Here is a 22224-nt window from a genome sequence, read left to right as displayed (position 1 = left end):
ATGAAAATAAGAAGCATATCAACCGCAGTCCTTATCTGCATTGGTTTAAACAGTTTTTCGCAACAGGTCATCAACGGCTTTGCAACACCCGAAAGTGTTACATCGGACGGCAAACGCTTTTTTGTTTCCAATCAAGGGCAGGATTTCAGCAGTCGGGATGGTGATGGATTTATCAGTGAAATTTCCGCAGACGGCAAACTGATAGAACTGAAATTTGCGCCGACCAAAGGTGTTTTGCACGCTCCCAAAGGTATGGCTGTTGAAAACAGTATTTTGTACGTGGCAGACCTTGAACGCATCGTAGGATTTGACATAAACAGCCGAACAACCGTTTTTGAACTTGCCATTCCGCAGGCTACCGTACTGAATGATATTTGCCGTTTGGAAAATGGCTTTATAGGTGTTACAGATACTTATTCGGGGAATATCTACAAAGTAAATACCCGAACAAAGTCGTTTGAAATAATCGGAAATATCCCGACAATAAACGGCATTTCGTTCAATAGGAACACCAATCAGCTTGCCGTTTGTACCAATGGGGAAACTCTGGGCGAGGGAGCGGTCTATATCAAAACAGGCAATGGAGATTTTCAGAAGCTCCCCAACATTGCCAACGGATTTTTTGACGGCGTGGAATGGTTAGACGACAATCATTTGCTGATTTCGGATTGGGTAACGTTTCCGACCAAAGGCTATGGTAAACTTTGGATTTACGATTTGGTAAACCAACAACCCGAAATGCTACTGACTGAAGAAAGCGTTGCAGATATTTATTATGACCATTCCTCACAAAAAATATATATGCCCCAAATGCTAAAAATAAAGTAATCATCACGGATAAAAAAGAACTGGAAATGGTAAATAAAGAGAAATACAACAAATTATATCAATACGGTGTGGCGGATGCTTTTGTGGGCGGTCTGTACAAGGGAACTTTACCTGTTAAAGATTTGAAGCTAAGAGGCGATTTCGGTTTGGGAGCACCCGATATGTTAGATGGCGAATTGACGATGCTTGACGGAAAAGTATATCAGACCAAAGCCAAAGGCGAAACCGTTGAACCTGAAACCGATTTTAAAACCTCAATGTCGTTCGTAACATTCTTTAAAGCCGACACGGTTATCAATGTTGAAAACACAATTGGCGAAAAAGCCCTTTGGGAGCAGATAGGCAAGGCACTGAATAATAAGAATACGATGTATGCCATTAAAATAACAGGACAATTCGACCATATAAAAACAAGGGCATTTCCACCTGTAAAGAATGAACCGTTCCCTCTTATCACTTCAATTTTCGATACGCAAAAGTTCTTTGAGTTTTCAAACACGCAAGGCACGTTAATCGGTTATCATCTTCCAGAATACCTGAACGGCATCAATAGCAAAGGCTTTCATTTTCACTTCCTTTCAACCGACAAAACACAGGGCGGACACGTTTTGGATTTTACGGGAAAAGATTTGAAAATCGAAATTGCCGAACTGAAAAGTTTTGAATTAGAAATACCGACAGACAAAGATTTTCAGCAATTCAATTTTGAAACCAAAGACAACGAAGCACTAAAACGTGTGGAGCAGGGAAAGTAAGAAATATATTCTGTACAAATCATATAAACTAAAGAAATCTAAAGGTTATTCCGATGAATGACCTTTAGATATTTCTGTTTAATAAGCAATAAAAAAACTAATCGGAATGGCATCTTCATTAAATCATATTATCTCGGAGATACAGCGAAAAGAAAATGCAATTTCGCTGTCTGCACCTAATATAATTGATGAAGCTTACCAAATGACAATATACCTGCAAGAATTCTTGGGGTCGATAAAAGAGGATATTACAAAGCAAGGCTTTAAAAATCATTGGGAGGAAATCAATTTCTTTCGCAACATTAAGCCATACATCCTCTCCAAACTCATTTACCACAATAAGATATTTCGTATGCAGACAGCTTGCCCTGTTGACGGAGGGAAAATGCACGCAAGTTATTTTTCAGAACAATTACGGGAATTAAAAGAGGAATACAGGGGGCATATCTACAATTCAGATTTTCACAGATATTATCGTTCAGGAAGAACCGACCGTGATGAAACCTACTTTAGGTTAGGTAACATCAATTTTTACGATGGTCTGAACAGTTTTGTCTTTGAAATTGACCCGTTGTTTTCAACCTACTATGATTACAAGGTGGCTCGGATAATAGCCAACGAGTTACTCTACACCTACATACTCCAAAAAATCAACGATGATGAAATGGCAGGCTCTCTTTCTGCAAGGGATATTTCATCTGATGGTATCCTTTGGACGGATACCAAAAACGCCCTGATAGAAATGATTTATGCGCTGTATGCGAATGGCTCCCTTTCCTACGGTAAAATAGGAATTCGAAAAATCAGTTTGGTGTTGGAAAAACTGTTTCAGATTACCTTAGGGGATTTACACAATTCTTTCCATCGAATGAAATATCGTGCAGGTTCCCGAACCGCATTTTTAGACCAACTGAAATCTTCTTTGGAAGAATATATGGACAAAGATTTATAGAGGTGTCAAAAACAAACAAAAAGGGAAGCAAAGATAACGAAGCACGCATAATGGCTTCGCCACCCTTCGGGACTTATAGTGCTTCGTTATCTTATATCCGTTGGCAGAATGGCTTTCTTTTTTTTCTGTTTTTCTTTTGGAGTGAATTTTAAGAATTATTCATCTCTTTCTTTACCAGATGTCGGGTTATCTCTGGCATCAATCTGCCCATAATATTCCCTTAGCGTTGCATCCACAATTATCTCCACAATAAGGTCTATCAGACGGTCTTCTTTTTCTTTCTCCATCTGTTCATAAAACTTGTTTATATCCTCAAGGTTCTGTTCTGGCGTTTTACCCTTTTTCATAACATCTTATTTTAGACGTTAATTTACAGCAAAATCCAGACTTAAAACCTTGAAAAACAAAACTTAATTAAAATATAACTTTGATAAAATATATTTTTTATGCCGAACTTATATAAATTAGTGTTACATTTACCATAAAAAACTGTTTTGGCAGAAACGTTAGAAAAACATATCGGTCGCTATTTTAAGGAAAGTGAAAGACTTTCCAAGCAGAAGCTTGTGGAATCAATAAAAAAGGATTTCCCTACTTGGTCTGACAACACCATTAATATGTATCTGTCCAAGCTGAAAAAAGAAGGGGTTATAAATGCTCCCTCCAGAGGGATTTATGAACTTGATGGACAAAAGCCTTTTCAGCCCAATATTTCAACCACGCTAAAAAGAATATTCAATAAGGTCAAGCGGGAATTTCCCTATATCAGTTTTTGTGTTTGGGATACCGTGTGGTTGAATGATTTTATGCGTCATCAACCTTTTAAGCATTATACCGTCGTGGAAGTTGAAAAAGATGCTTCCGAATCTGTATTCACGTTTTTAACGGACACTATTAAAAGCGTTTTCTTTAATCCTGATGAGGAAATATTTGACCGCTACATTCACAACCAAGATGAAGTCCTTATTGTGAAGAATATGGTTTCAGAACCTCCTTTGATAGAAAAAGACAAAATTATTATTCCTGCATTGGAAAAGTTATTGGTGGATATGTTGATTGACACATCACTTTTTTCAGCACAGCAAAATGAAAAGGAATTTATTATGCGGAGTGTAATGGAGAAATATACTTTAAATGAGTTAAAGATGCGTAGGTACGCTGTCCGAAGAAACAGAGAGGAAGAAATTGACGAACTGATAAATATAAGTTTGGCAAAATAAATTTATTTATGCCAATGATATATAAATTATGATAGACACAAAGTCATATATTATTGAATGGATCACCGACTTACGAAATAAGTTGGGGAAACGCATTGACCCAAAACTGATTGAAAAAGTAATATATGCTTTAACACTTTTGGAGCAATTGCAATTGAATAATCTAAATTTTGTGTTTAAAGGCGGAACGGCTCTGCTTTTAGCAACGGAAACGCCTAAGAGGTTTTCGATAGATATTGACATCATTACAGAAGAATCAGAGGATAAAATCAAGGAGATTTTAGCGAAGATAAGCCAATTGGAAATGTTTATCCGTTGGGAAGATGATAACGACCGAAAACATACGCCTGACGCACCCATTGGACATTTCAAGATGTTTTACAAAAGTGTGGTAGATGGTCATGAAGAACCGATACTATTAGATTTATTATACACTCCCAATCCATACCCTGAAACTAAAGAATATCTGATAAATCACAGTTGGTTGGCAACATCGGGCAAAGATACTACGGTTGTACTGCCAACGTTTGAGGCTATTTTAGGAGATAAGCTTACTGCATTTGCTCCAAAAACCACAGGCATATTATACTCAAAAAATCGTCCTGTCGAAATCATTAAACAGTTATATGATATTGGTTTTTTGTTTGACCAAATATCAGACCTTAACGTAGTAAAAGAAAGTTATTCGAGAGTGGTACAGGAGGAAATCGGCTATCGAAAGTTAAGTATTGATGCTGGCGAGGTATTGAAAGACACTTGGAATGCTTGTTATACCTTAGCAGAAAGAGATATGAAGTCTGATGAGTTCAAACACTTGCAGTTGGGTATTAAGAACTTCACGAATTTCATTATTGACCGTTTTTCAATCGAAGAAGCCATAACAGCTTCATCTAAAGTTGCCTATCTGACTTCATTACTGAATAAAGAAAATCAGGAAATAGAACGGTTTAAAAATCCATTGGAGATTAAGGATTGGCTGATTGAAGACCAAACGTACAACAAATTGAACAAGTTAAAAAAGACCAATCCGGAAGCATTTTTCTATTGGTATAAGAGTTTGAAATAGTGTAAGGATATAAATAGATTAATATGGACGAAACAAAATCCATACAGGAACAACATACGGCTGGAGCACAAGCAATAGGATTTGATTATCAATTCTATTATTTTATGTTATTAGCTCTTGAACTCCGACACGGACAGAAAGTCGGTTTTGAAGTGAAAGATGACGTACATATCGATAAAGCAGATGGAACAACCATTTTATTCCAAACAAAACATAGTGTTTTAACAAGTAGTAATGGGGCTATCCAAAATTTGACAACATTGGATAGTGACCTTTGGAAAACATTAAGTAATTGGACTAATTTCATCAAAAAAGGCAAAGAGAATTATCTCAATAAACACTCTTTTGTACTGGCAACTAACAAAAATGAAAATAGCAATCAATTCATTAACGCCCTTCATCAATTTAAGATTGACGAAGATATTGATAATATATTGGCAAAACTAAACGATATAAAGACGAAAACAAAAGATGAAACTTTACAAAAATACATTGAAAACTTAATTTCTCTTGATAAGACAAAATTGTCATCTTTTCTTTCAAAAATTTCAATTGAAACAGGTGTTGATGAAATAATAAAACGCATTAAAAATAAGCTACTTGAACTTTACAGAGAAAATCATATTGTTGAAACAATATATGATAGTCTATACTCAAACTTACAATTGTCAAAATATTTGGAAATAAAGTCAGGACAGAAGTTTGAAATTACCTTTGATGATTTCAATAAAAAATTTGGAAAATGTTTTAAAGTATCTACGGGAGTACAAAAACTTCCTACTCGAAATTTCCCTATTCTTCTTCCCGAAAATCCAGAAGAGCAAATTTTCATAAAACAATTACTTGATGTTGGCGAGATTCAAGCAGGTTCACAAGACGTGATAAAATACACAACATTGATGCTTAAATTTCTTCGACATTATACATATTGGTCTGATGAAGAGAATTTTATACTGTTTTCAGAAGCGGAGGATTTTAAGAAAGATAGTATAAGTAGATGGGATAATGAATTTAAAGGAAAGTATCGGCAAATTGAACGAAAAATAAGTTCGGGAACAACAATAGAAAGTTTGGAAAGTGAAATAAAAGATTTAAGTATTGGACTTGTTGAATATATCCGCAGGCTTGATTTATCAATTGGAGATTATTTACCATTGGGTGTAGATTTTACAAATGGACATTACTATTTACTGTCAAACAAGTTAGAAATTGGTTGGCACTTTGATTGGCAAAACAAGTATAAAGAATAATGAAAGAAATTTATTACACATATAACAATGAAGCTATTGCGAGTTGCATTCTTTTATCTGTACTGAACAAGGTTGATAAATTGGATGTTGCTCGTTCGTGTCTGATTTTACCATTTCTATTAGACGACCGAACAGTAAATTATTTAGCAAAAACTCAAGGGCAAAATTTGAGCATAGAACAACTCGTCAAAGACCAACCTCGATTATTTGTTTCTTTCAATAAGCGATATGTGTCATTATTACCAATAACCATTAATGCCTTGATGATTTTAAGTAAAAGCAATCAAATCATTATCGGAAGTGAGATTGTAAGAACCGAAACATTCACATTTGACAATGCGAATTTAGGAGGTCGATTTTCTAAAATAGAAAGTGTTATCCCTGATTTTATAGATATGCTTGAAAAATACACAACGTCAAAACTGTATAAAGTTTTAAAAATTCAACTATGAAATTTGTACTTCACGAAATAAAGCTATGGTTTAAAGATGCTGATGCCGAACCTAAAAATTACCAGTTTTTACCTGATAAAGTCAATGTTATTACAGGTGGCTCAAACACTGGAAAAACCAGTTTTTGGAATATTATAGATTATTGCCTTTTATCGGGAAAAGTAAATATCGCAAATACAATAAACGACAAAGTTTTATGGTTTGGGATACGTTTTTCTATCAATGACAAACAAATATCCATTGTGCGAAAAACACCTGATAAAGGTGCGGTATCTTCGGAAGTGTTTTTTAATTTAGGTTCTTTCCCTGATTATCCTGAAAGCAACAAAGAAATTGCAGAAATTAAATCAATATTAGATAGTGAATTTGGCATTACAGATACATTAAGATTTCCTTATGGCAAAGAGTTAGGTGGGACTTCTCTCAATCTTTCTTATCGCCATTTTTTGATTTTCAACTCTTTAACCGAAAACATCATTGGAGCACAGGAAACATACTTCGATACAACTTTTTACGGAAAAGAAGAATATGATAAAGCACTCAATCATATTTTCAACTTGGTAATCGGTGTTAATGATATGGCAAAAATCAAGGCTTCTGAACGACTAAAAGAAGTTAAAAGAGAAATAAGAAAGATACAAAATCAAGAAAAGGACAATCAAGGAAAAGTCAAAAATTTTGAGAATGAGATTCAGGTTTTGTTTGAAAAATGTAAGAAGTATAACTTTATAGAATATTCTGAACCCTTTGAAACGGTTGATACCGCAATTCCAATCATTCAGGACGTAATAACAAATACTCAAAAAGTAGCACAAAATTCAAATCTGTTTGGAGAATTAGACGAGCTAAACAAAAGAAGAATTGCAATACGCAGTCAGATTGATGCTATAAGTCAATATCAAAAAGAATATGAAGCATACAAAAGGAATTTGAATAAATCCGCTGACAGTTTACAGCCGATAGAATTTCTAAATGAAAAACTATCTGACCAATTAGTAGATTCATACGAAACAAAAGCATTTGTAGAGTCCTTAGAATCTTCCTTGAAAAGCATCAAAGAAAATCTATCCAAGAAAATTATCGAACCGATAAAGGTTACTGGCGATGCAAAAGAATTGAATAGACAATTAAAAGAAATTGAAAATAAAATTTCTAAACTGAATGAAATAAAGAAGAATTATTTGGCTGAAAGTCAGACAGAAGTTCAAAAATTCATTGTATTAGGAGAAATAAAACTCGCATTAGAGCAACTTTTAAAATTGGAGTTAGGAAAACCTATTGATAATATAAGGTTGAATATATTAACAGAAGAAAGTAAGGACTTGGCTAAAGTACCTACTGATACAAAACAAATAGAGTTCAATCTAAAAACCGAACTAAACAAAAGTATTCAACGCAATTTTAATCAATTAAAATCTTTACCAGCATACACAAATAGCAGGCTTGATTTTAATTCTGACAAAATGATTTTACAACTATATCCCGAAGGTCAATTGTTTCCTTTAGATAATGTTGGCAGTAAATCCAACTATATGTTTATGCACCTATGCGTTTATTTGGGTTTACACGAGCATCTAATAAATGTAAATCCAGAACATGTACCTCAATTCCTATTTATTGACCAACCAAGTATTCCATATTACGCAGGGAGTGATGAAATGCAAGGAAATGACGATAGGTCAAAACTAATAGATGCTTTTACGCTACTAAACTCATTTATTGAGTTCATTGTAAAAGAAAAAAACAATCATTTTCAAATATTTATGGTAGAACACGCTTCTAAAGATTATTGGATAAACAATAACTTGTCGCACTTCCATACTGTCGATGAATTTATAAATGGCAAAGGGCTTATTCCAAAAGAAATATACGGCAATAACTAAAAATTTATGCAAAAAATTAACTTAGGTAAATTAAATAAATTAATTATCCATAACATTGGTAATAAAGGTAGTGCTGATGGGGTAAGGTTTTCTGATGAAATGACGAACTTTGAAAGTGTTGAAGAAATAATCAATAAGCTAATTGTCAGTAATTTTAAGTTCGATGAACTATACCAATTTCACTTTCTTCCTCATCTGGATTTGAATCCTGTATACTCTTTCGTTAGCTCGATTTTTAGTGACACAGAATATGAAAATTTTATAGAGCACTCTAAAAATGTGGGTAGATATCTCTATGATAAAAGTACGCATCCTCAAATTAAATCAGGAGAATTATGTGTGTTCTATATGAATGATAGCTCCATTGATGATGAGGTAACGGATTGTATTGGAATTTTCAAATCGGAGAATAAAGAAACGGTCTTAAAAATTGAAGATAAAAAAACAAGTTATGGATTGTCCGATGTGAGCGGAATAAACATACATAAGTTAGATAAAGGCTGTCTTATTTTTAACTTAGAAAAAGAGAAAGGGTATTTAGTTGCTCTTGTAGATAATACGAACAAAAACATAGAAGCTCAATATTGGAAAGATGAATTTTTAAGTGTTAAACCACAAAGAAATGAATATCATCAAACAAACGAATTCTTAGGGATTACAAAGCAATTTGTCACAAAACAATTGGATGAGGATTTTGACGTAAGCAAAGCCGACAAGATAGATTTTTTAAATCGTTCTGTTGATTATTTCAAAAAGAATGAAACATTTGACAAACAAGAATTTGAAGAAGAAGTTTTTGGAGATAGTAATGTTATAGAGTCATTTAGAAAATTTGACCAGACTTATCGACAAGAAAATGAAGTGGAGCTTGCTGACAGCTTTGAAATATCAGCCCAAGCTGTAAAAAAACAGGCACGTGTCTTCAAAAATGTACTTAAACTTGATAAAAACTTCCATATCTATATTCACGGAAACCGAGAAATGATAGAACAAGGCGTTGATGAAAATGGAAGAAAATATTACAAAATCTATTACGAAGAAGAGAATTAAGATTAAATGAATGAGTTTACTTCCAATAACATAGATATTTTCCGCTCCCTCTTCAAAGGCAGAGAAGACGTGTTTGCCGTTCGTTGGGAGAAATCAGGAAAATCGGGATATATGCCTTCCTGTCAATATGATCCATACCATTATCAGGTTCATAAGAGGAATGGCGGAACGTTTGCAAATTATCCACACAAAACGTACCTGCCACTTATTGATAATGAAATTCAAAAACACTTAAACGGTGTACAGCAAATTGGTATTTATCCCTTATTTAAAGACAATACCTCTTGGTTTTTGGTGGCTGATTTTGACAAACAAAATTGGAAAGAAGAAGCCGTAAGTTTCTTAAACGCTTGCAAGGAGAAAGACATTCCTGCTTATTTGGAGCGTTCCCGCTCGGGAAATGGCGGACACGTTTGGATATTTTTTGACAAACCTTATCCGTCTGTCAGAAGCAGAAAAGTTTTCATTTCTATTTTGGAACAATCAGGAGCATTTTCAATGTTTGACAAAAGCTCAAGTTTCGACAGATTGTTTCCTAATCAGGATTTTCTTTCGGGAAAAGGTTTGGGCAATCTAATTGCTTTGCCGTTTTTCAAACCTGCAATGGAGAATGGAAACAGTTGCTTTATTAACTCTGAAACTTTTGAGCCTTATCCCAACCAATGGCAATTCTTGAATGAAATTGAAAGGGTTTCGATTGGTGTATTGGACAATTTGCATCCGGAAGTTTTAACAATGCAAAATCTTCCAATTCCTAAAAACCATAATGGCAAACTATCCATTACACTTCAACAAAACATCCGAATTCAACGAGATGGATTAACAATACCACTCGTCAATTTTTTGAAAGAAGAACTGAACTTTGCCAATTCGGAATTTTTCATCAAGAAGAAATCGGGTAAAAATACTTTTGGGACAGAACGTTATTTTAAACTCGTGGAAGAAGCGGAAAATGAAGTCATCATTCCACGAGGCTTTATTGGTAAACTTTTGCGATTTTGCAAAGAACAAAACTTGGATTTTGATTTTCAAGACAACCGAAAACTAAAAGAAGAAATCTCATATTCGTTCAATGCTAATCTACGAAGTCATCAAGAAAAAGTTATTGAAGCGATTTCAAAAAAAGATTTTGGAGTTATCGTTGCTCTGCCAGGTTCAGGTAAAACGATTGTTGGTTTAAAGGTTATTGCTGATAAAAAACAACCTGCACTAATCGTTGTGCATCGCAAACAATTGTTGGAACAATGGCAGGAACGTGTTCAGGCATTTCTTGGAATTTCAAAACACGAAATCGGCATCATCGGACAGGGAAAAGTGAAGATTGGAGAGCAGATTACAATTGCAACTATTCAAAGTCTGCCGAAGCAAATTGAGCAAATCCAAAATCAATTCGGAACTATCTTGGTAGACGAATGTCATCATATTCCTGCCGAAACATTTCGCAATACCATTGAGAAATTAGAAACCTTTTATCTGTATGGATTGACGGCAACTCCTTTCCGAAAATACAATGACGACAAACTGATTTTTGCTTTTATTGGAGATATAATTTCGGAGATTGCTAACAACGAAATTGAAAATTTCAAACACGCCCAAATCATTGTAAGGAATACAGATTTGGATGTTCCTTTCAGTTCTAAAACGGATAATTTTGAAACGCTTTCAAAGATTTTGGTTCACGATTCAGAACGAAACAAGCTCATCCTGAACGACATCAAAAACGAACTTTCCAAAGGAAAAAGAATTACCATTATTACAGAAAGAAAAGAACATATTGATACACTTTACCTTTTTCTGAAACAATCTTACGAAGTCATTACGTTAAGTGGAGATGACACTGAAAGCAACAGAAAATCCAAATGGCAAACTTTACAGCAAGGTAATTTTCAGATACTGATTACCACAGGACAATACTTTGGTGAAGGCTCGGATTTGTCAAATATTAGTTCTCTGTTTTTGGTATATCCGTTTTCTTTTAAGGGTAAACTAATTCAATACATTGGTCGAGTACAACGTTCGGAAATCAACCCAACTATTTATGATTATCGGGATATCAAAATTGACTACCTGAACAAGTTGTTTTTAAAACGGAACACGTATTATCGTCAAATAGCCAAACAAGCAAGTCTATTTGATGAACCAACCGAATTTACTCCCGAGAGACAAAGTATAGTTATCGAAAAGCAAATCAAAATAGCGATTGAAGATTTGGATTTCAGATACGGCAATGTTGGCTTTGAATACATTGATAAAGAAAGTAATCAACGGTTTGATTTTGAAATCGAAAACGAAGAGTTCAGACCTGAATTTGAAGTGTTGAAACCTTATTTCATCAAGGTTTTGAAATCAAAATCCGTTATGATTGATATTTATGCCGAAATTGAAAATGGAGTGACTTTATCGCAATTAGCAACATCATCCAACATTGAAAGCATCAATAAAGAAATCGTTGAAAGTGTAAAGTTTCAGTTTCTGAACAAGAGTTTTATCGGTCAAATTCCGACTTCAAAACAAAATATGCTCACAACGAATGAATTGCCGAAAAATCAAAATATCTATACCAATGCCGAAAATGTTTTGGAAGACTTACTGAAAGGGAAGCAATATAAACATTCACGGCACATTCAGTTTTTGGCTGAAAGACACGAACGAAATGTAATGAAATTACGGTTTGTTTTACAGCCGTTTTCATTCGTCTTTCTGTTGGAAGGAGAACAAAACTACCACATCATTTTAGAAACTTTAGACACCGAAGAAGCAACCTATATCTGGCATACAGAAAAAAGCAAATCAGTTTTGATTGACACCATAAAACAAATTGATAAAGAATTGAACATCATCAGAGAAAAAGGAAGACAAGCCTATTTAGAAACCAATCCATCAAATTTTTCAAGAATTGTCCACGATTATTCTAATGACAATAAAGGGTTTACGATTTGGAAAGGACAATTGGAAGAACGGTTGATGTAAGAAATCGTTAATCTCTATTTGTATTTTTCAATAATTTAAGCATCGATATTTATGGTACAATATCATTTTGTATATTTGCTATGAGCTAACGGAAAGGTGTCGAAAAGCAAAGCAATAAGAACCGTTACTAAATCGTTACCTGACTTCTTTGATTATCTCTATAAAAGCTTATTATTCAACTGAAACAGCTTTTTCCTGAAAACTTTAAAATAAAAAAATCCGCCTAAGCGGACTTAAATATAATAAAAATGATTTGGTCTTATTGAGCGTTTTGAGCGTCTTTGATCATATTCTCATTTGCAGTAATTGCGAACTCTACTCTTCTGTTTTGAGCTCTACCTGCTTCAGTATCATTGCTTGCAATTGGTTCTTTTTCACCAACTCCCATGGTATGTATTCTGCTGGAAGCAATTCCTTTAGAAACTAAATAGGCTTTCACAGCTGCCGCTCTTCTATCGGAAAGAGAAAGGTTGTACTCGTCAGTACCTTTGCTGTCGGTATGTCCATAGATATTGATGTTGGTATCAGGATTGTTTTTCAACACTTCAGCCAATTTATCAAGGTTTGCCATCGCCGCGGAAGTCAAATTAGAAGAATCGAATCCGAAGTTAACCATATTTTCTTTCATGGTAACTTTAATTCCTTCACCCACTCTTTCTACTTCAGCACCTGGTAAAGTTTCCTTGATTTCTTTCGCTTGTTTATCCATGTTTCTACCGATAACGTTACCGGCAACACCACCAACGATTCCACCAAGAACTGCACCAGCAGGAGCATTTTTACCTTTACCGATGTTGTTTCCTAAAACACCTCCAATTACTGCACCAGCAGCGGTACCAATTACGGTTCCTTTTTGTTGGTTATTTGCGTTTTGAACTGATTCACAACTCGTTAACACCAATGAGGATGAAATGAATAAAGCTGCAATATTGGTTTTATTAAAAATATTCATAATTAAAAATTTATAAGGTTATTTCATGCCTGTTCTGGCAAAGTTATATACGATTCTTACATTTTCACCATTGGAAGGAATGTTTTGCTCTAAGCTAAAACCATCAGTAGTTTGGCTAATCAAATTTAAAGAGTAACCTTGGGTTACGGCTTTCGCTTTTGATCCTTCTAATAATTTTTTGAACTTGAATTCGTTTCCGTTCACTACTTCAAATTTAATTGGCTGAATAACACTTGGACAAGCACCACCACCGTTCAAAGTATAAGAACCGCTATAGTTATTCGGGATGAGTCTCCAGTGACTTCCAACGAAACATTGCGCATCAGCACCTTCGTCGAAAGGTCTTACTTTGAAATCCTTGTTGTAATCAACGCTGGTAATTTCCCAGTCGCCTTTCAATTTTAGGAATTCGCTTTTATTTGATTGAGCTGTTTTTGCGGTGGAACAAGAAACTGTGAATGCAGCTCCAATGATTCCGACCAATAGTAAATTTTTCATAGTAATAAAATTATTTAAAATCAAATAACTAAAAACCGTGCCAAGTTCAAAAATTTAAATAAAAAAAGCCCGAAAAACATCGGGCTTTTTGATATTGTGCTGAAAATTTATTTACTTTTCACACGTTTTTTAATAGGCTTTTTCGCAACTGTTGATTTTGTTGGCGTTGCTTTGTAGAAGTTGGTATAGGCATATTCGGCAGCTTTACGCACATCGATTACGCCACCCGCTTCAGAAATTAAATCAAATCTATTGTTCGTATTCGAATTAATCATTGCGTTGACCGAAGATTTGTTAGATGTTTTCACCAAAGATTCGATGATTTGTTCCGGTTTCAAATTCGGCATGTACGCCAACAAAACAGATGCAGCACCTGCTACCACCGGCGAAGCCATTGAAGTTCCTTGCAGATATTCGTATTTACCATCTGGTACGGTAGAATAAATTTTCTCGCCTGGCGCGAAAACATTCACCATTTTTTGGTTGTAATTGGAGAAATCTGCTCTCAAAAACTCATTATCGTTCGTTGATGCACCTACAACAATCATGTTGTTGATGAATGGTTTTGCATCGTTTACATCTTTAAAATTGGTAGGATAATAAACGTTTTCCGCAATGTTTTCATTCTCGTTTCCGGCAGCTTTTACTAATAAAACACCTTTATCTTGTGCATATTTGAAGGCATCCCAAACCGCAGCTTTACCTGGAGAAACAGGTTTACCGAAACTCATATTCAGGATTTTCGCTCCGTTGTCTACTGCGTATCTTATAGCGTTGGCAACATCTTTATCACGCTCATCACCATTCGGAACGGCTCTTACGGTCATTATTTTTGCAACTTTATAACCTACACCGTGCTGAATCTCTTTGCCTTGCGGAAGTCCGGCAATAATTCCGGCAACGTGGGTTCCGTGTTTTGCATCGGGACCTTCGTAGTGGTTATTTCCGTATTTTCTTTCCGAATAATCGTCGTAGTTATCACCAACGATTTCCGCTCTTGGATCGAAATCCAAATTATATTGTTTAGTCGCTTGTGGACCATAATAATCCAAAGCTTCTTTCATTTGAGCATCCAAATATTTCTGAACTTCCGCAGGACTTTTTCCTTTAACAGCAGGATCTTGAGCAATTTGTCCCAAAACAGAAACCGCCATCGCTTGTTCCTGAGTAGAAGGTTTTATCGCGGAAACAGCTTCTGGAGTTAAGTTTTTACCATTAAGTAAAGCAACCATACTCGGAATCATTTTCTGAATTCTGGAGTAAGTTTCATAACCTTGTTTTGCTTCAACGCTTTTTTTGGTAAAAATTTCTTTGGCTTTCATGTACATTGCAAATTCTTCCGGCATTTTCGCTTGATTTGCTTTATTGGTCGACGAATTTTCACCTTCAAATACTGGTTGATATTTTTTCACCACGCGGGTTACTTCCATATTATCTATGTCGATATCACCATTTTTACCACCGATAAAGTTCCAACCATAGATATCATCGATATAACCGTTATTATCATCATCTTTACCGTTATTTGGAACTTCATTTGGGTTTTTCCACATGTTTTTTACCAATCCCGGATGATCCACTTCTACACCGCTATCTAAAACGCCTACAACCACAGTTTTTGGTTTCAAGCCTTTTGATTCCAAATATTTATAAGCATTTTCGGTATTAACACCGTATACATTGGATGAAGAAAAATCTTTGTGATACCAAGTCATTAAATCTTTATCCTGCATCGGATCCAAAGTAGCAGTATTCTGAGCAAAAGATGCAAAACCTGTCAAAAAGCAGGCTGCAATAATAATTCTTTTCATAATTAAATATTATTTTGACTGAACATTTCTTAAATAGGTCAAACTTTCCGGTCCTTTGTTACAGATCAAATCCAAAATGGAGATATCTTTTTCGAAGCCAAGCTTGTCGGAAAAGGTTTGATAATATTCTTCCATTTCAAATTCCGATTCTTTTTTGGCAGAAAACTTATTTCTAAAATCCACCTCAGCCGGAGTTTTCGTGAACTCTTCATTCAAAGAATATGCCTTTTCTGTTTTAAGAATTTTTTGGATAATTTGTAGCGCATTCAAATTAAATTGAAATAAAGATTGCGTTTCGAAAGTGAAAATCTGCGCTAATTGATCTTCATAAAACTCAAAATAAGGTGAACTTTGGTAAGCGTTCTTAATTGATTTCCAGTGGAGTTTTTGCCAATTTTCCCTTTGCGAAACTTCAATTTCATTGATTGTTTTTTTTCCGTTATGCAAAACCGGAATAATCAAAGCCAATTTTCCGTTTGCCCCGTAAATTACGGTTCTGTTTCGGTAGGTTTGTTTCGGAAAATTTTCGAATTGCTCGAGCGTAACTTCGGCGTCGTGCTGCAAAAAGACAGAAAACCAAGAAATGGGAGGTAAGTAAAATAAGGGCAATAAAACTTTCATTCTGGATCGTACATAAAATAGGTTAACAAAACCAATAGCCCCGATTGCAGCGGCATCCTTTTTCTTTTTTTCTTAGAAAAAAGAAAAAGATACAGCGGAAAGCGGGAATCAGCTCCCAAAAAAAAGAGGAAAATTAATCCACCTTTTCTTTTTTCTTAAAGAGTTTCGCGAAATAATCCCAACCGAAAAACAGCGCAAGAATAATCACGGCAACCCACCAATAGGAAGTTTTGTTGGCTTCACCGGTGTTGGTCGCTTTGAACATTCTGTCCCAGCGGATTTTTTTACCTTCTGGTTGATAGGATGAACTTTTATCTGCAAACAATCCTTCCACACTCATCCACGTAAACATCGGGCTTCCAACGATATTTTCTTCGGGAACGAAACCGAAAAATCGCGCATCCAAGGACGCATCGCGGTTGTCACCAATCATCATATAATAATCTTGCTGAATCGTGTATTGCGATGTTTCTTTACCGTTCACAAAGATTTTTCCGTTTTTATTTTCTAGTTTGTTATGCTCATACTCGGAGATTATCCACTGATATTCCGGTAAAGTTTCTTGATTTAAAGTTACGACATCGCCTTTTTTAGGAATTTTCAAAGGGCCATACCAATCCTGGTTCCATTTTTTGTTGATCGGGAAAATTGATTGTGTGGTGTCGATATTCTTGGTATAAGCATCTCTTGCAGCATTCACTTTATAGGAAACCGCTGCGGAATCTTTTGGCCAAATATGTTCTTTCAATTCGATAATTTGTGGCAGCTGCTTAATTTCTTTGGCGGTTTGATCCGTTAATCCCTGAAAATCATAAAGGTAGCCGGTTTCGGTTTGAATTTCCTGCACTGGAAGAAAACCATATTGTCTGTATAATGCAGGAATATCGAGTTGGCTTCCTGTAGTCGCGATGAATTTATGCTGTATTTGTTGGTCGCCTAAAATTGTTTCGGGTTTTCCGTTCACGAAAAGTCTTCCCGCTTTCATTTCGATAACATCTCCCGCAACAGCAACGCAACGTTTTACATAGGAATCTTTTCTATCAATCGCTGTATGAACAGAATCTCGAGGATAATTGAATACTACGATATCGTTTTTTTTAGGTTTGCTGAACTGGAAAATTCTGGAATAAGGTAATTTTACTGCGTCAACATAGGATTTCGGATCGTCTTTCGGGTTTCCTTTTTCACCAGTATCCATGATAGTTCCCTGCAAAAACGGAATTGCTAATGGACGCATCGGCATTCGGTAACCGTAACTCCATTTATTAACAAACAAGAAATCTCCGACAAGCAATGTTCTTTCCATAGATCCCGTAGGAATTCCAAAAGGTTGCGTAATAAAAACATGAACAATGGTTGCGAAAACTACTGCGAAAGTAACAGAACCCACGAAAGATTCTTTCTTTTTCTCATTTTTTTCTTCTTCGGTTAAATAAAGTTCGTCCTTTGCTTCAACTTCTGCATCTTTCGAATAATTCACAAAAGCCATATAAATAAAAGGAAGAACTACAGTAAGCAATTTCTGGGTGAAAGAACTTTTCCCGAAATGTTTCATTAAAAATAAATGAAAAACCGTCATCATAATCGGTCCTACAATTGGAAGATAGGCCATCGCAACCCACCATTTAGGGTGCTTGGTTTCTTTCTGAATGATAAAATAATTATAAAAAGGGACAAAAGCCAAAAGCGGATTGTAGCCCATTTTTTTGAAAAGCTTCCATGTAGAAATCCCCATCAATACGGAAAGAATGAGAACATAGACAGTATAAGTAAGAAAATAATTCATAATTTTTTGGCTTTTTGCTTTAGGATTGTTTTCTAGAGCAGTTTTTCATTAGTTTATTAATAGCAGAATTTGTTACAATCCCAGAACATCTTTCATAGAGAAGTTTCCGGTTTTTCCTTGAATCCATTCCGCAGCAATTACGGCTCCCAACGCAAATCCGTCTCGGCTGAAAGCGGTATGTTTAATTTCAATTTCGTCTACTTCGCTTCTATAGAAAACGCTGTGAGTTCCCGGAACCTCATCTTCTCGTATCGCAACAATTCCCAGTTGGTTTTCTTTGGTTTCATCGAGTTTCCAAGCATCAAATCTTTGATCATTTTTAATAATTCCTTCTGCCAAAGAAATTGCGGTTCCACTCGGTGCATCTTTTTTATGAGTGTGATGAATTTCTTCCAGCTGAACATGGTATTCCTTGAAGTTTTTCATTAAATCTGAAAGCTTTTCATTTAAAGCAAAGAACAAGTTCACACCCAAACTGAAATTGGAACCATATAAGAAAGCCGTATTATTTTCGGAAGCAATTTTCTCAATTTCAGGTTTCTGATCGAGCCAACCGGTAGTTCCGCAAATCACAGGAACTTTGTTTTCAAGGCAACTTTTAATATTATTGAAAGCCACTTCAGGATTGGTAAATTCTATCGCAACATCCGGATTATTCAGATTTTCCTTTGTGGGAGTTTCTGTTAATCTTGCCACAATTTCATGACCTCTTTTTTCGGCAATATCGGCAATGATTTTGCCCATTTTTCCGTATCCAACAATCGCTATTTTCATAATATATTTTGCGTCAAAGCGCTTCTTTTCTTTAAAAATTATAACTTAAACTTAATCCCGCTTTAGAATTTTGCTGACCAAATTCATCATAAATCACGGTGGGTTTCAAAGCCAAATCCGGATCTTTTCGGCCTTCATACAAGTGCGCATCAACTACTGCATCGACAATATTCAGAACATACACCAAGCCAGTCACCGCGATTGCATAATCCCGTTGTCGCTTTGCACGATCCTGAACTCTTCCCAAAGCATCCGCCGTAATTCCCGGAATATCCGAAAATTCATGAGTTTGTCCGTTTAGCTGAGCGATAAAAGCATCGCGATATCTGGTATATTGTTTTTGGTTCCAAAGAACAATTCCGACACCGGTTCCGATTCCGCCCCAAACGATTGGGATTTTCCAGTATTTTTTGTTGTAATACTGTCCTAAACCAGGCAAAACCGCAGAGTAAAGCCCGGCTTTTGTAGGATTATATTTCATCGTTTGGGTTACTGCATTGGCTTCCTGAATATCGGCGAACACCTGAACATCTGATTTTGAAGTTTTGGTAGAAATGGAATCCGTAGGATAATTTTCAACACGAATCGTATCTTTCGGACTGACTTGTGCGAAAACTTTCAGGGAAAACAACAGCATGAAAATTAGGGTAATTTTTTTCATTTATTAAAGTGTGAAAGGATATTTTCGAGCTCTTCTTCGTTTTTGAAATCGAGAACAATTTTTCCTTTTTTTCCGTTGGCGGAAGTTTTTATTTCAACTTTTACATCTAAGATATCAGCGAGATTTTTCTCTGCTTTCTTAAACTGATTCGTAACCGGAGCTTTTGGTTTTTTCTCCGCGGTAACAGGATTTTTCAACAAATTAGATTCCTGCTCAGCTTGTCTTACACTTAAATTATTTTTAATGATTCTATTGAAAAGCTCCTGCTGTTTCTGTGGATCATCCAAACTGATAATCGCTCTACCATGACCTGCAGAAATTTCCCCACTTCGAATAGAATTCTGAACATCCGGATCCAATCTCAACAAACGAATCGAGTTGGTAATGGTACTTCTTTCCTTTCCTACTCGTTGGCTCAGATTTTCCTGCGTCATCCCGATTTCTTCCAGTAAACGCTGATAAGTAAGGGCGATCTCAATGGCATCCAGATCTTCACGCTGAATATTTTCTACCAAAGCCATTTCGAGCAACTCCTGATCATTAACCAATCGAATATAAGCTGGAATAGTATCTAAACCTGCGATTTTACTTGCACGAAAACGTCGTTCACCGGAAATAATTTCAAATTTATCGCCATCTTTTCGAAGCGTAATCGGCTGAATTACTCCTAAATTTTTAATGGACTGCGCGAGATCGTTCAGGGCTTTTTCATCAAAATATGTCCGTGGCTGTGAAGCATTGGGATAAATATCCTCCAGTGACACTTCTACAATATTTCCTACAAATTTATCTGCACCTTCGTCGGTTGCGGAGTTTACGGTAGCTTTGGATTCGGCACTTAAAATAGCTCCCAAACCACGTCCCATTGCTCTTTTCTTGTCTTTCATTCGGTATAAATGATGATTGATGTTTAACTTAAAATTGGCTTAGTTCTTTACTAAACTATCGTTTTTCAATAGTACTTCTTCGGCCAATTGAAGGTACTGAATCGCTCCTTTGCTTTCTGCATCGTAATTCAAAATACTTTCACCAAAACTTGGCGCTTCACTCAAACGCACGTTTCTGCTGATAATGGTTTCGAAAACCATTTCCGGAAAATGTGAATTAACCTCTTCCACTACTTGATTGGAAAGTCTTAATCTGGAATCATACATTGTTAAAAGCAATCCTTCGATATCAAGTTCTTTATTGTGAATTTTCTGAACATTTTTAATGGTGTTGAGCAGTTTGCCCAAACCTTCCAAAGCGAAATATTCGCACTGGATGGGAATAATCACCGAATCCGCTGCGGTTAAGGCATTAATGGTAATCAATCCCAAACTTGGTGCACAATCGATGATGATATAGTCGTAATCATCTCTGATGGATTTTAGCGCTTCCTTCAACATATATTCGCGGTTTTCGCGATCTACCAATTCTATTTCAGCAGCTACCAAATCAATATGAGAAGGGATGATATCTAAATTGGGCGAAGCCGTTTTTTGGATACATTTTTCGGCATCCGCGCTGTGTTCCAGGAGGTTGTATGTCGAAAAGTTCGCTTCATCAATCCCCAAACCGGAAGTTGCATTCGCTTGTGGATCAGCATCAATCAATAAAATTTTCTTTTCTAATACTCCCAATGCTGCCGCTAAATTTACTGCGGTCGTAGTTTTTCCTACTCCACCTTTCTGATTTGCAACACCTATAACTTTAGCCATTATTTAAATTTTAATCTTCAAAAATACACTTTTTTCTGATTTTTAGATGATTGTTAATAACTCTGTTTAAGTTAAAATATTGTTAATTAGCCGTTTATGGATAAAAAAAATTATCCACAAAAGCATAGTTTTTGTGGATAAATGAGTGGAATATTTATTTACCGGATATTTTACTCAAATTGCATGGAAATCGGGAATTTGAAATAACTTCTTACATTTTCGCCATTCAATTTTGCTGGAGTCCATTTTCCTTTGATGCTTCGAATGGTTTTCTCTGCATCTTTATTGAATTGAGGATTGTCGCCATTAGCTTTTATGTTTGATATTGTTCCGTCTTTTTCTACGATAAAAGTTACAACAGTTCTCATCAAATCTCCGCTTCCTTCAAAATTCCCGGTATCGAAATTCCCAACGACTTTATTTCTGAAAGCGTCAATTCCTCCATTAAATTTTGCTTCTACATCAACCGTTGTCACCGGATTATTGTCTACTGTTTTCGGCGGAACAACCGCCGGAGTGGTCACCATCGGAATTTCAATTTGTGGCGGACTAACTACCGAAACGGGCGGATTATCCAAACTTGTAGTAATTCCAGGAACGGCATCTTCAATCTCTTGCTTGGTTAAAGGTTTAGGTTCATTTGCATTTTTAGTAGGAGTCGCTATTTGGGAATCATAGGTATTCACTTTTGGCGGAACAATTGGTTTTACAATGTCGGGAGTTTTTTCCGGAGTTTGATCAACAGGTTTCAAAGTATGTGAAGATGGAATCGGAGCTGTAACCACTGTTTTTGTCGAAAACGAATTAATCAACAAAGGCGTTAAAGCCGTCGCTGCAAATAAAGCAACACCAATCAGCAAAGACTTTTGCAAAATCTCACCTTCTTGATTTCTCAACACATAAGCACCATAATTTTTGTTACGATTTTCGAATAATATTTCATTAAAACGATTATTCTGATCAGATTTGAATAGATTTTTCATCACCTAAAAAGT

General features: G+C 35.6%; 21 protein-coding genes. 10 read left to right on the top strand and 11 right to left on the bottom strand.

Annotated elements, in window-relative coordinates:
- From H0S70_RS01045 to H0S70_RS01035, 3 genes are all read left to right on the top strand, one after another.
- A complete protein-coding gene (locus tag H0S70_RS01045) occupies positions 1–828 on the top strand; it encodes an SMP-30/gluconolactonase/LRE family protein (protein ID WP_188321377.1) in 828 nt (275 codons plus the stop codon).
- A gap of 26 nt (positions 829–854) precedes the next feature.
- The gene (budA, locus tag H0S70_RS01040) at positions 855–1583 is read left to right on the top strand and encodes an acetolactate decarboxylase (RefSeq protein ID WP_088264587.1); all 729 of its coding nucleotides are present in this window, start codon (positions 855–857) and stop codon (positions 1581–1583) included.
- Between the two features lie 106 nt (positions 1584–1689).
- A complete protein-coding gene (locus H0S70_RS01035; protein WP_188321376.1) occupies positions 1690–2535 on the top strand; it encodes an RteC domain-containing protein in 846 nt (281 codons plus the stop codon).
- Between the two features lie 155 nt (positions 2536–2690).
- On the opposite strand, the gene H0S70_RS01030 is transcribed toward H0S70_RS01035, so the two are convergent.
- A complete protein-coding gene (locus H0S70_RS01030; protein WP_034979470.1) occupies positions 2691–2882 on the bottom strand; it encodes a hypothetical protein in 192 nt (63 codons plus the stop codon).
- Between the two features lie 147 nt (positions 2883–3029).
- Here H0S70_RS01030 and H0S70_RS01025 point away from each other — a divergent pair, with 147 nt between their 5' ends.
- The 7 genes from H0S70_RS01025 to H0S70_RS00995 are packed head-to-tail and all read left to right on the top strand — an operon-like array spanning position 3030 to position 12426.
- The gene (locus H0S70_RS01025) at positions 3030–3755 is read left to right on the top strand and encodes a DUF6577 family protein (RefSeq protein ID WP_034979467.1); all 726 of its coding nucleotides are present in this window, start codon (positions 3030–3032) and stop codon (positions 3753–3755) included.
- Positions 3756–3783: 28 nt separating this feature from the next.
- Complete coding sequence (locus tag H0S70_RS01020) at positions 3784–4821, top strand: nucleotidyl transferase AbiEii/AbiGii toxin family protein (RefSeq protein ID WP_034979465.1); 1038 nt, start codon at positions 3784–3786, stop codon at positions 4819–4821.
- Positions 4822–4844: 23 nt separating this feature from the next.
- On the top strand, positions 4845–6071 hold the full coding sequence (locus H0S70_RS01015) for a hypothetical protein (protein ID WP_031502543.1): 1227 nt from the start codon (positions 4845–4847) through the stop codon (positions 6069–6071).
- On the top strand, positions 6071–6523 hold the full coding sequence (locus tag H0S70_RS01010) for a three component ABC system middle component (RefSeq protein ID WP_034978724.1): 453 nt from the start codon (positions 6071–6073) through the stop codon (positions 6521–6523). Before H0S70_RS01015 ends, H0S70_RS01010 begins: the two co-directional genes overlap by 1 nt.
- On the top strand, positions 6520–8406 hold the full coding sequence (locus H0S70_RS01005; RefSeq protein ID WP_130867153.1) for a DUF3732 domain-containing protein: 1887 nt from the start codon (positions 6520–6522) through the stop codon (positions 8404–8406). Before H0S70_RS01010 ends, H0S70_RS01005 begins: the two co-directional genes overlap by 4 nt.
- 6 nt (positions 8407–8412) lie before the next feature.
- The gene (locus H0S70_RS01000) at positions 8413–9456 is read left to right on the top strand and encodes a nucleoid-associated protein (protein WP_188321375.1); all 1044 of its coding nucleotides are present in this window, start codon (positions 8413–8415) and stop codon (positions 9454–9456) included.
- A gap of 6 nt (positions 9457–9462) precedes the next feature.
- Positions 9463–12426, top strand: a complete 2964-nt coding sequence (locus H0S70_RS00995; RefSeq protein ID WP_228453757.1) for a DEAD/DEAH box helicase — start codon at positions 9463–9465, stop codon at positions 12424–12426.
- Positions 12427–12685: 259 nt separating this feature from the next.
- Here the strand turns inward: H0S70_RS00995 and H0S70_RS00990 are convergent, their stop codons facing one another.
- The 10 genes from H0S70_RS00990 to H0S70_RS00945 form a co-directional block, all read right to left on the bottom strand.
- On the bottom strand, positions 12686–13378 hold the full coding sequence (locus H0S70_RS00990) for an OmpA family protein (RefSeq protein WP_088264310.1): 693 nt from the start codon (positions 13376–13378) through the stop codon (positions 12686–12688).
- 18 nt (positions 13379–13396) lie between these two features.
- Positions 13397–13876 carry a lipocalin family protein gene (locus H0S70_RS00985; RefSeq protein WP_188321374.1) on the bottom strand — a complete coding sequence of 160 codons (480 nt, stop codon included), beginning with the start codon at positions 13874–13876 and terminating at the stop codon, positions 13397–13399.
- 107 nt (positions 13877–13983) lie between these two features.
- Positions 13984–15687 (bottom strand): S8 family serine peptidase, encoded by a 1704-nt coding sequence (locus H0S70_RS00980; RefSeq protein ID WP_188321373.1) that lies wholly within the window; start codon positions 15685–15687, stop codon positions 13984–13986.
- A gap of 9 nt (positions 15688–15696) precedes the next feature.
- Positions 15697–16308 (bottom strand): WbqC family protein, encoded by a 612-nt coding sequence (locus tag H0S70_RS00975; protein WP_188321372.1) that lies wholly within the window; start codon positions 16306–16308, stop codon positions 15697–15699.
- 133 nt (positions 16309–16441) lie between these two features.
- Positions 16442–18094 carry a signal peptidase I gene (gene lepB, locus H0S70_RS00970; RefSeq protein ID WP_188321371.1) on the bottom strand — a complete coding sequence of 551 codons (1653 nt, stop codon included), beginning with the start codon at positions 18092–18094 and terminating at the stop codon, positions 16442–16444.
- Between the two features lie 72 nt (positions 18095–18166).
- Positions 18167–18868 carry a 4-hydroxy-tetrahydrodipicolinate reductase gene (gene dapB / locus H0S70_RS00965; protein ID WP_188321370.1) on the bottom strand — a complete coding sequence of 234 codons (702 nt, stop codon included), beginning with the start codon at positions 18866–18868 and terminating at the stop codon, positions 18167–18169.
- A gap of 31 nt (positions 18869–18899) precedes the next feature.
- Positions 18900–19529 (bottom strand): DUF5683 domain-containing protein, encoded by a 630-nt coding sequence (locus tag H0S70_RS00960; protein WP_188321369.1) that lies wholly within the window; start codon positions 19527–19529, stop codon positions 18900–18902.
- Complete coding sequence (locus H0S70_RS00955) at positions 19526–20416, bottom strand: ParB/RepB/Spo0J family partition protein (RefSeq protein WP_188321368.1); 891 nt, start codon at positions 20414–20416, stop codon at positions 19526–19528. The genes H0S70_RS00960 and H0S70_RS00955 overlap by 4 nt, the downstream gene beginning before the upstream one ends.
- A 39-nt stretch (positions 20417–20455) precedes the next feature.
- Positions 20456–21229 carry a ParA family protein gene (locus tag H0S70_RS00950; RefSeq protein WP_123904533.1) on the bottom strand — a complete coding sequence of 258 codons (774 nt, stop codon included), beginning with the start codon at positions 21227–21229 and terminating at the stop codon, positions 20456–20458.
- A gap of 170 nt (positions 21230–21399) precedes the next feature.
- On the bottom strand, positions 21400–22212 hold the full coding sequence (locus H0S70_RS00945) for an energy transducer TonB (protein WP_188321367.1): 813 nt from the start codon (positions 22210–22212) through the stop codon (positions 21400–21402).
- Positions 22213–22224: the final 12 nt, after the last annotated feature.

This window comes from Chryseobacterium manosquense (assembly GCF_014623485.1).
GTDB classification, from domain to species: domain Bacteria; phylum Bacteroidota; class Bacteroidia; order Flavobacteriales; family Weeksellaceae; genus Kaistella; species Kaistella haifensis.
This window is presented reverse-complemented; position numbering and strand designations above follow the sequence as displayed.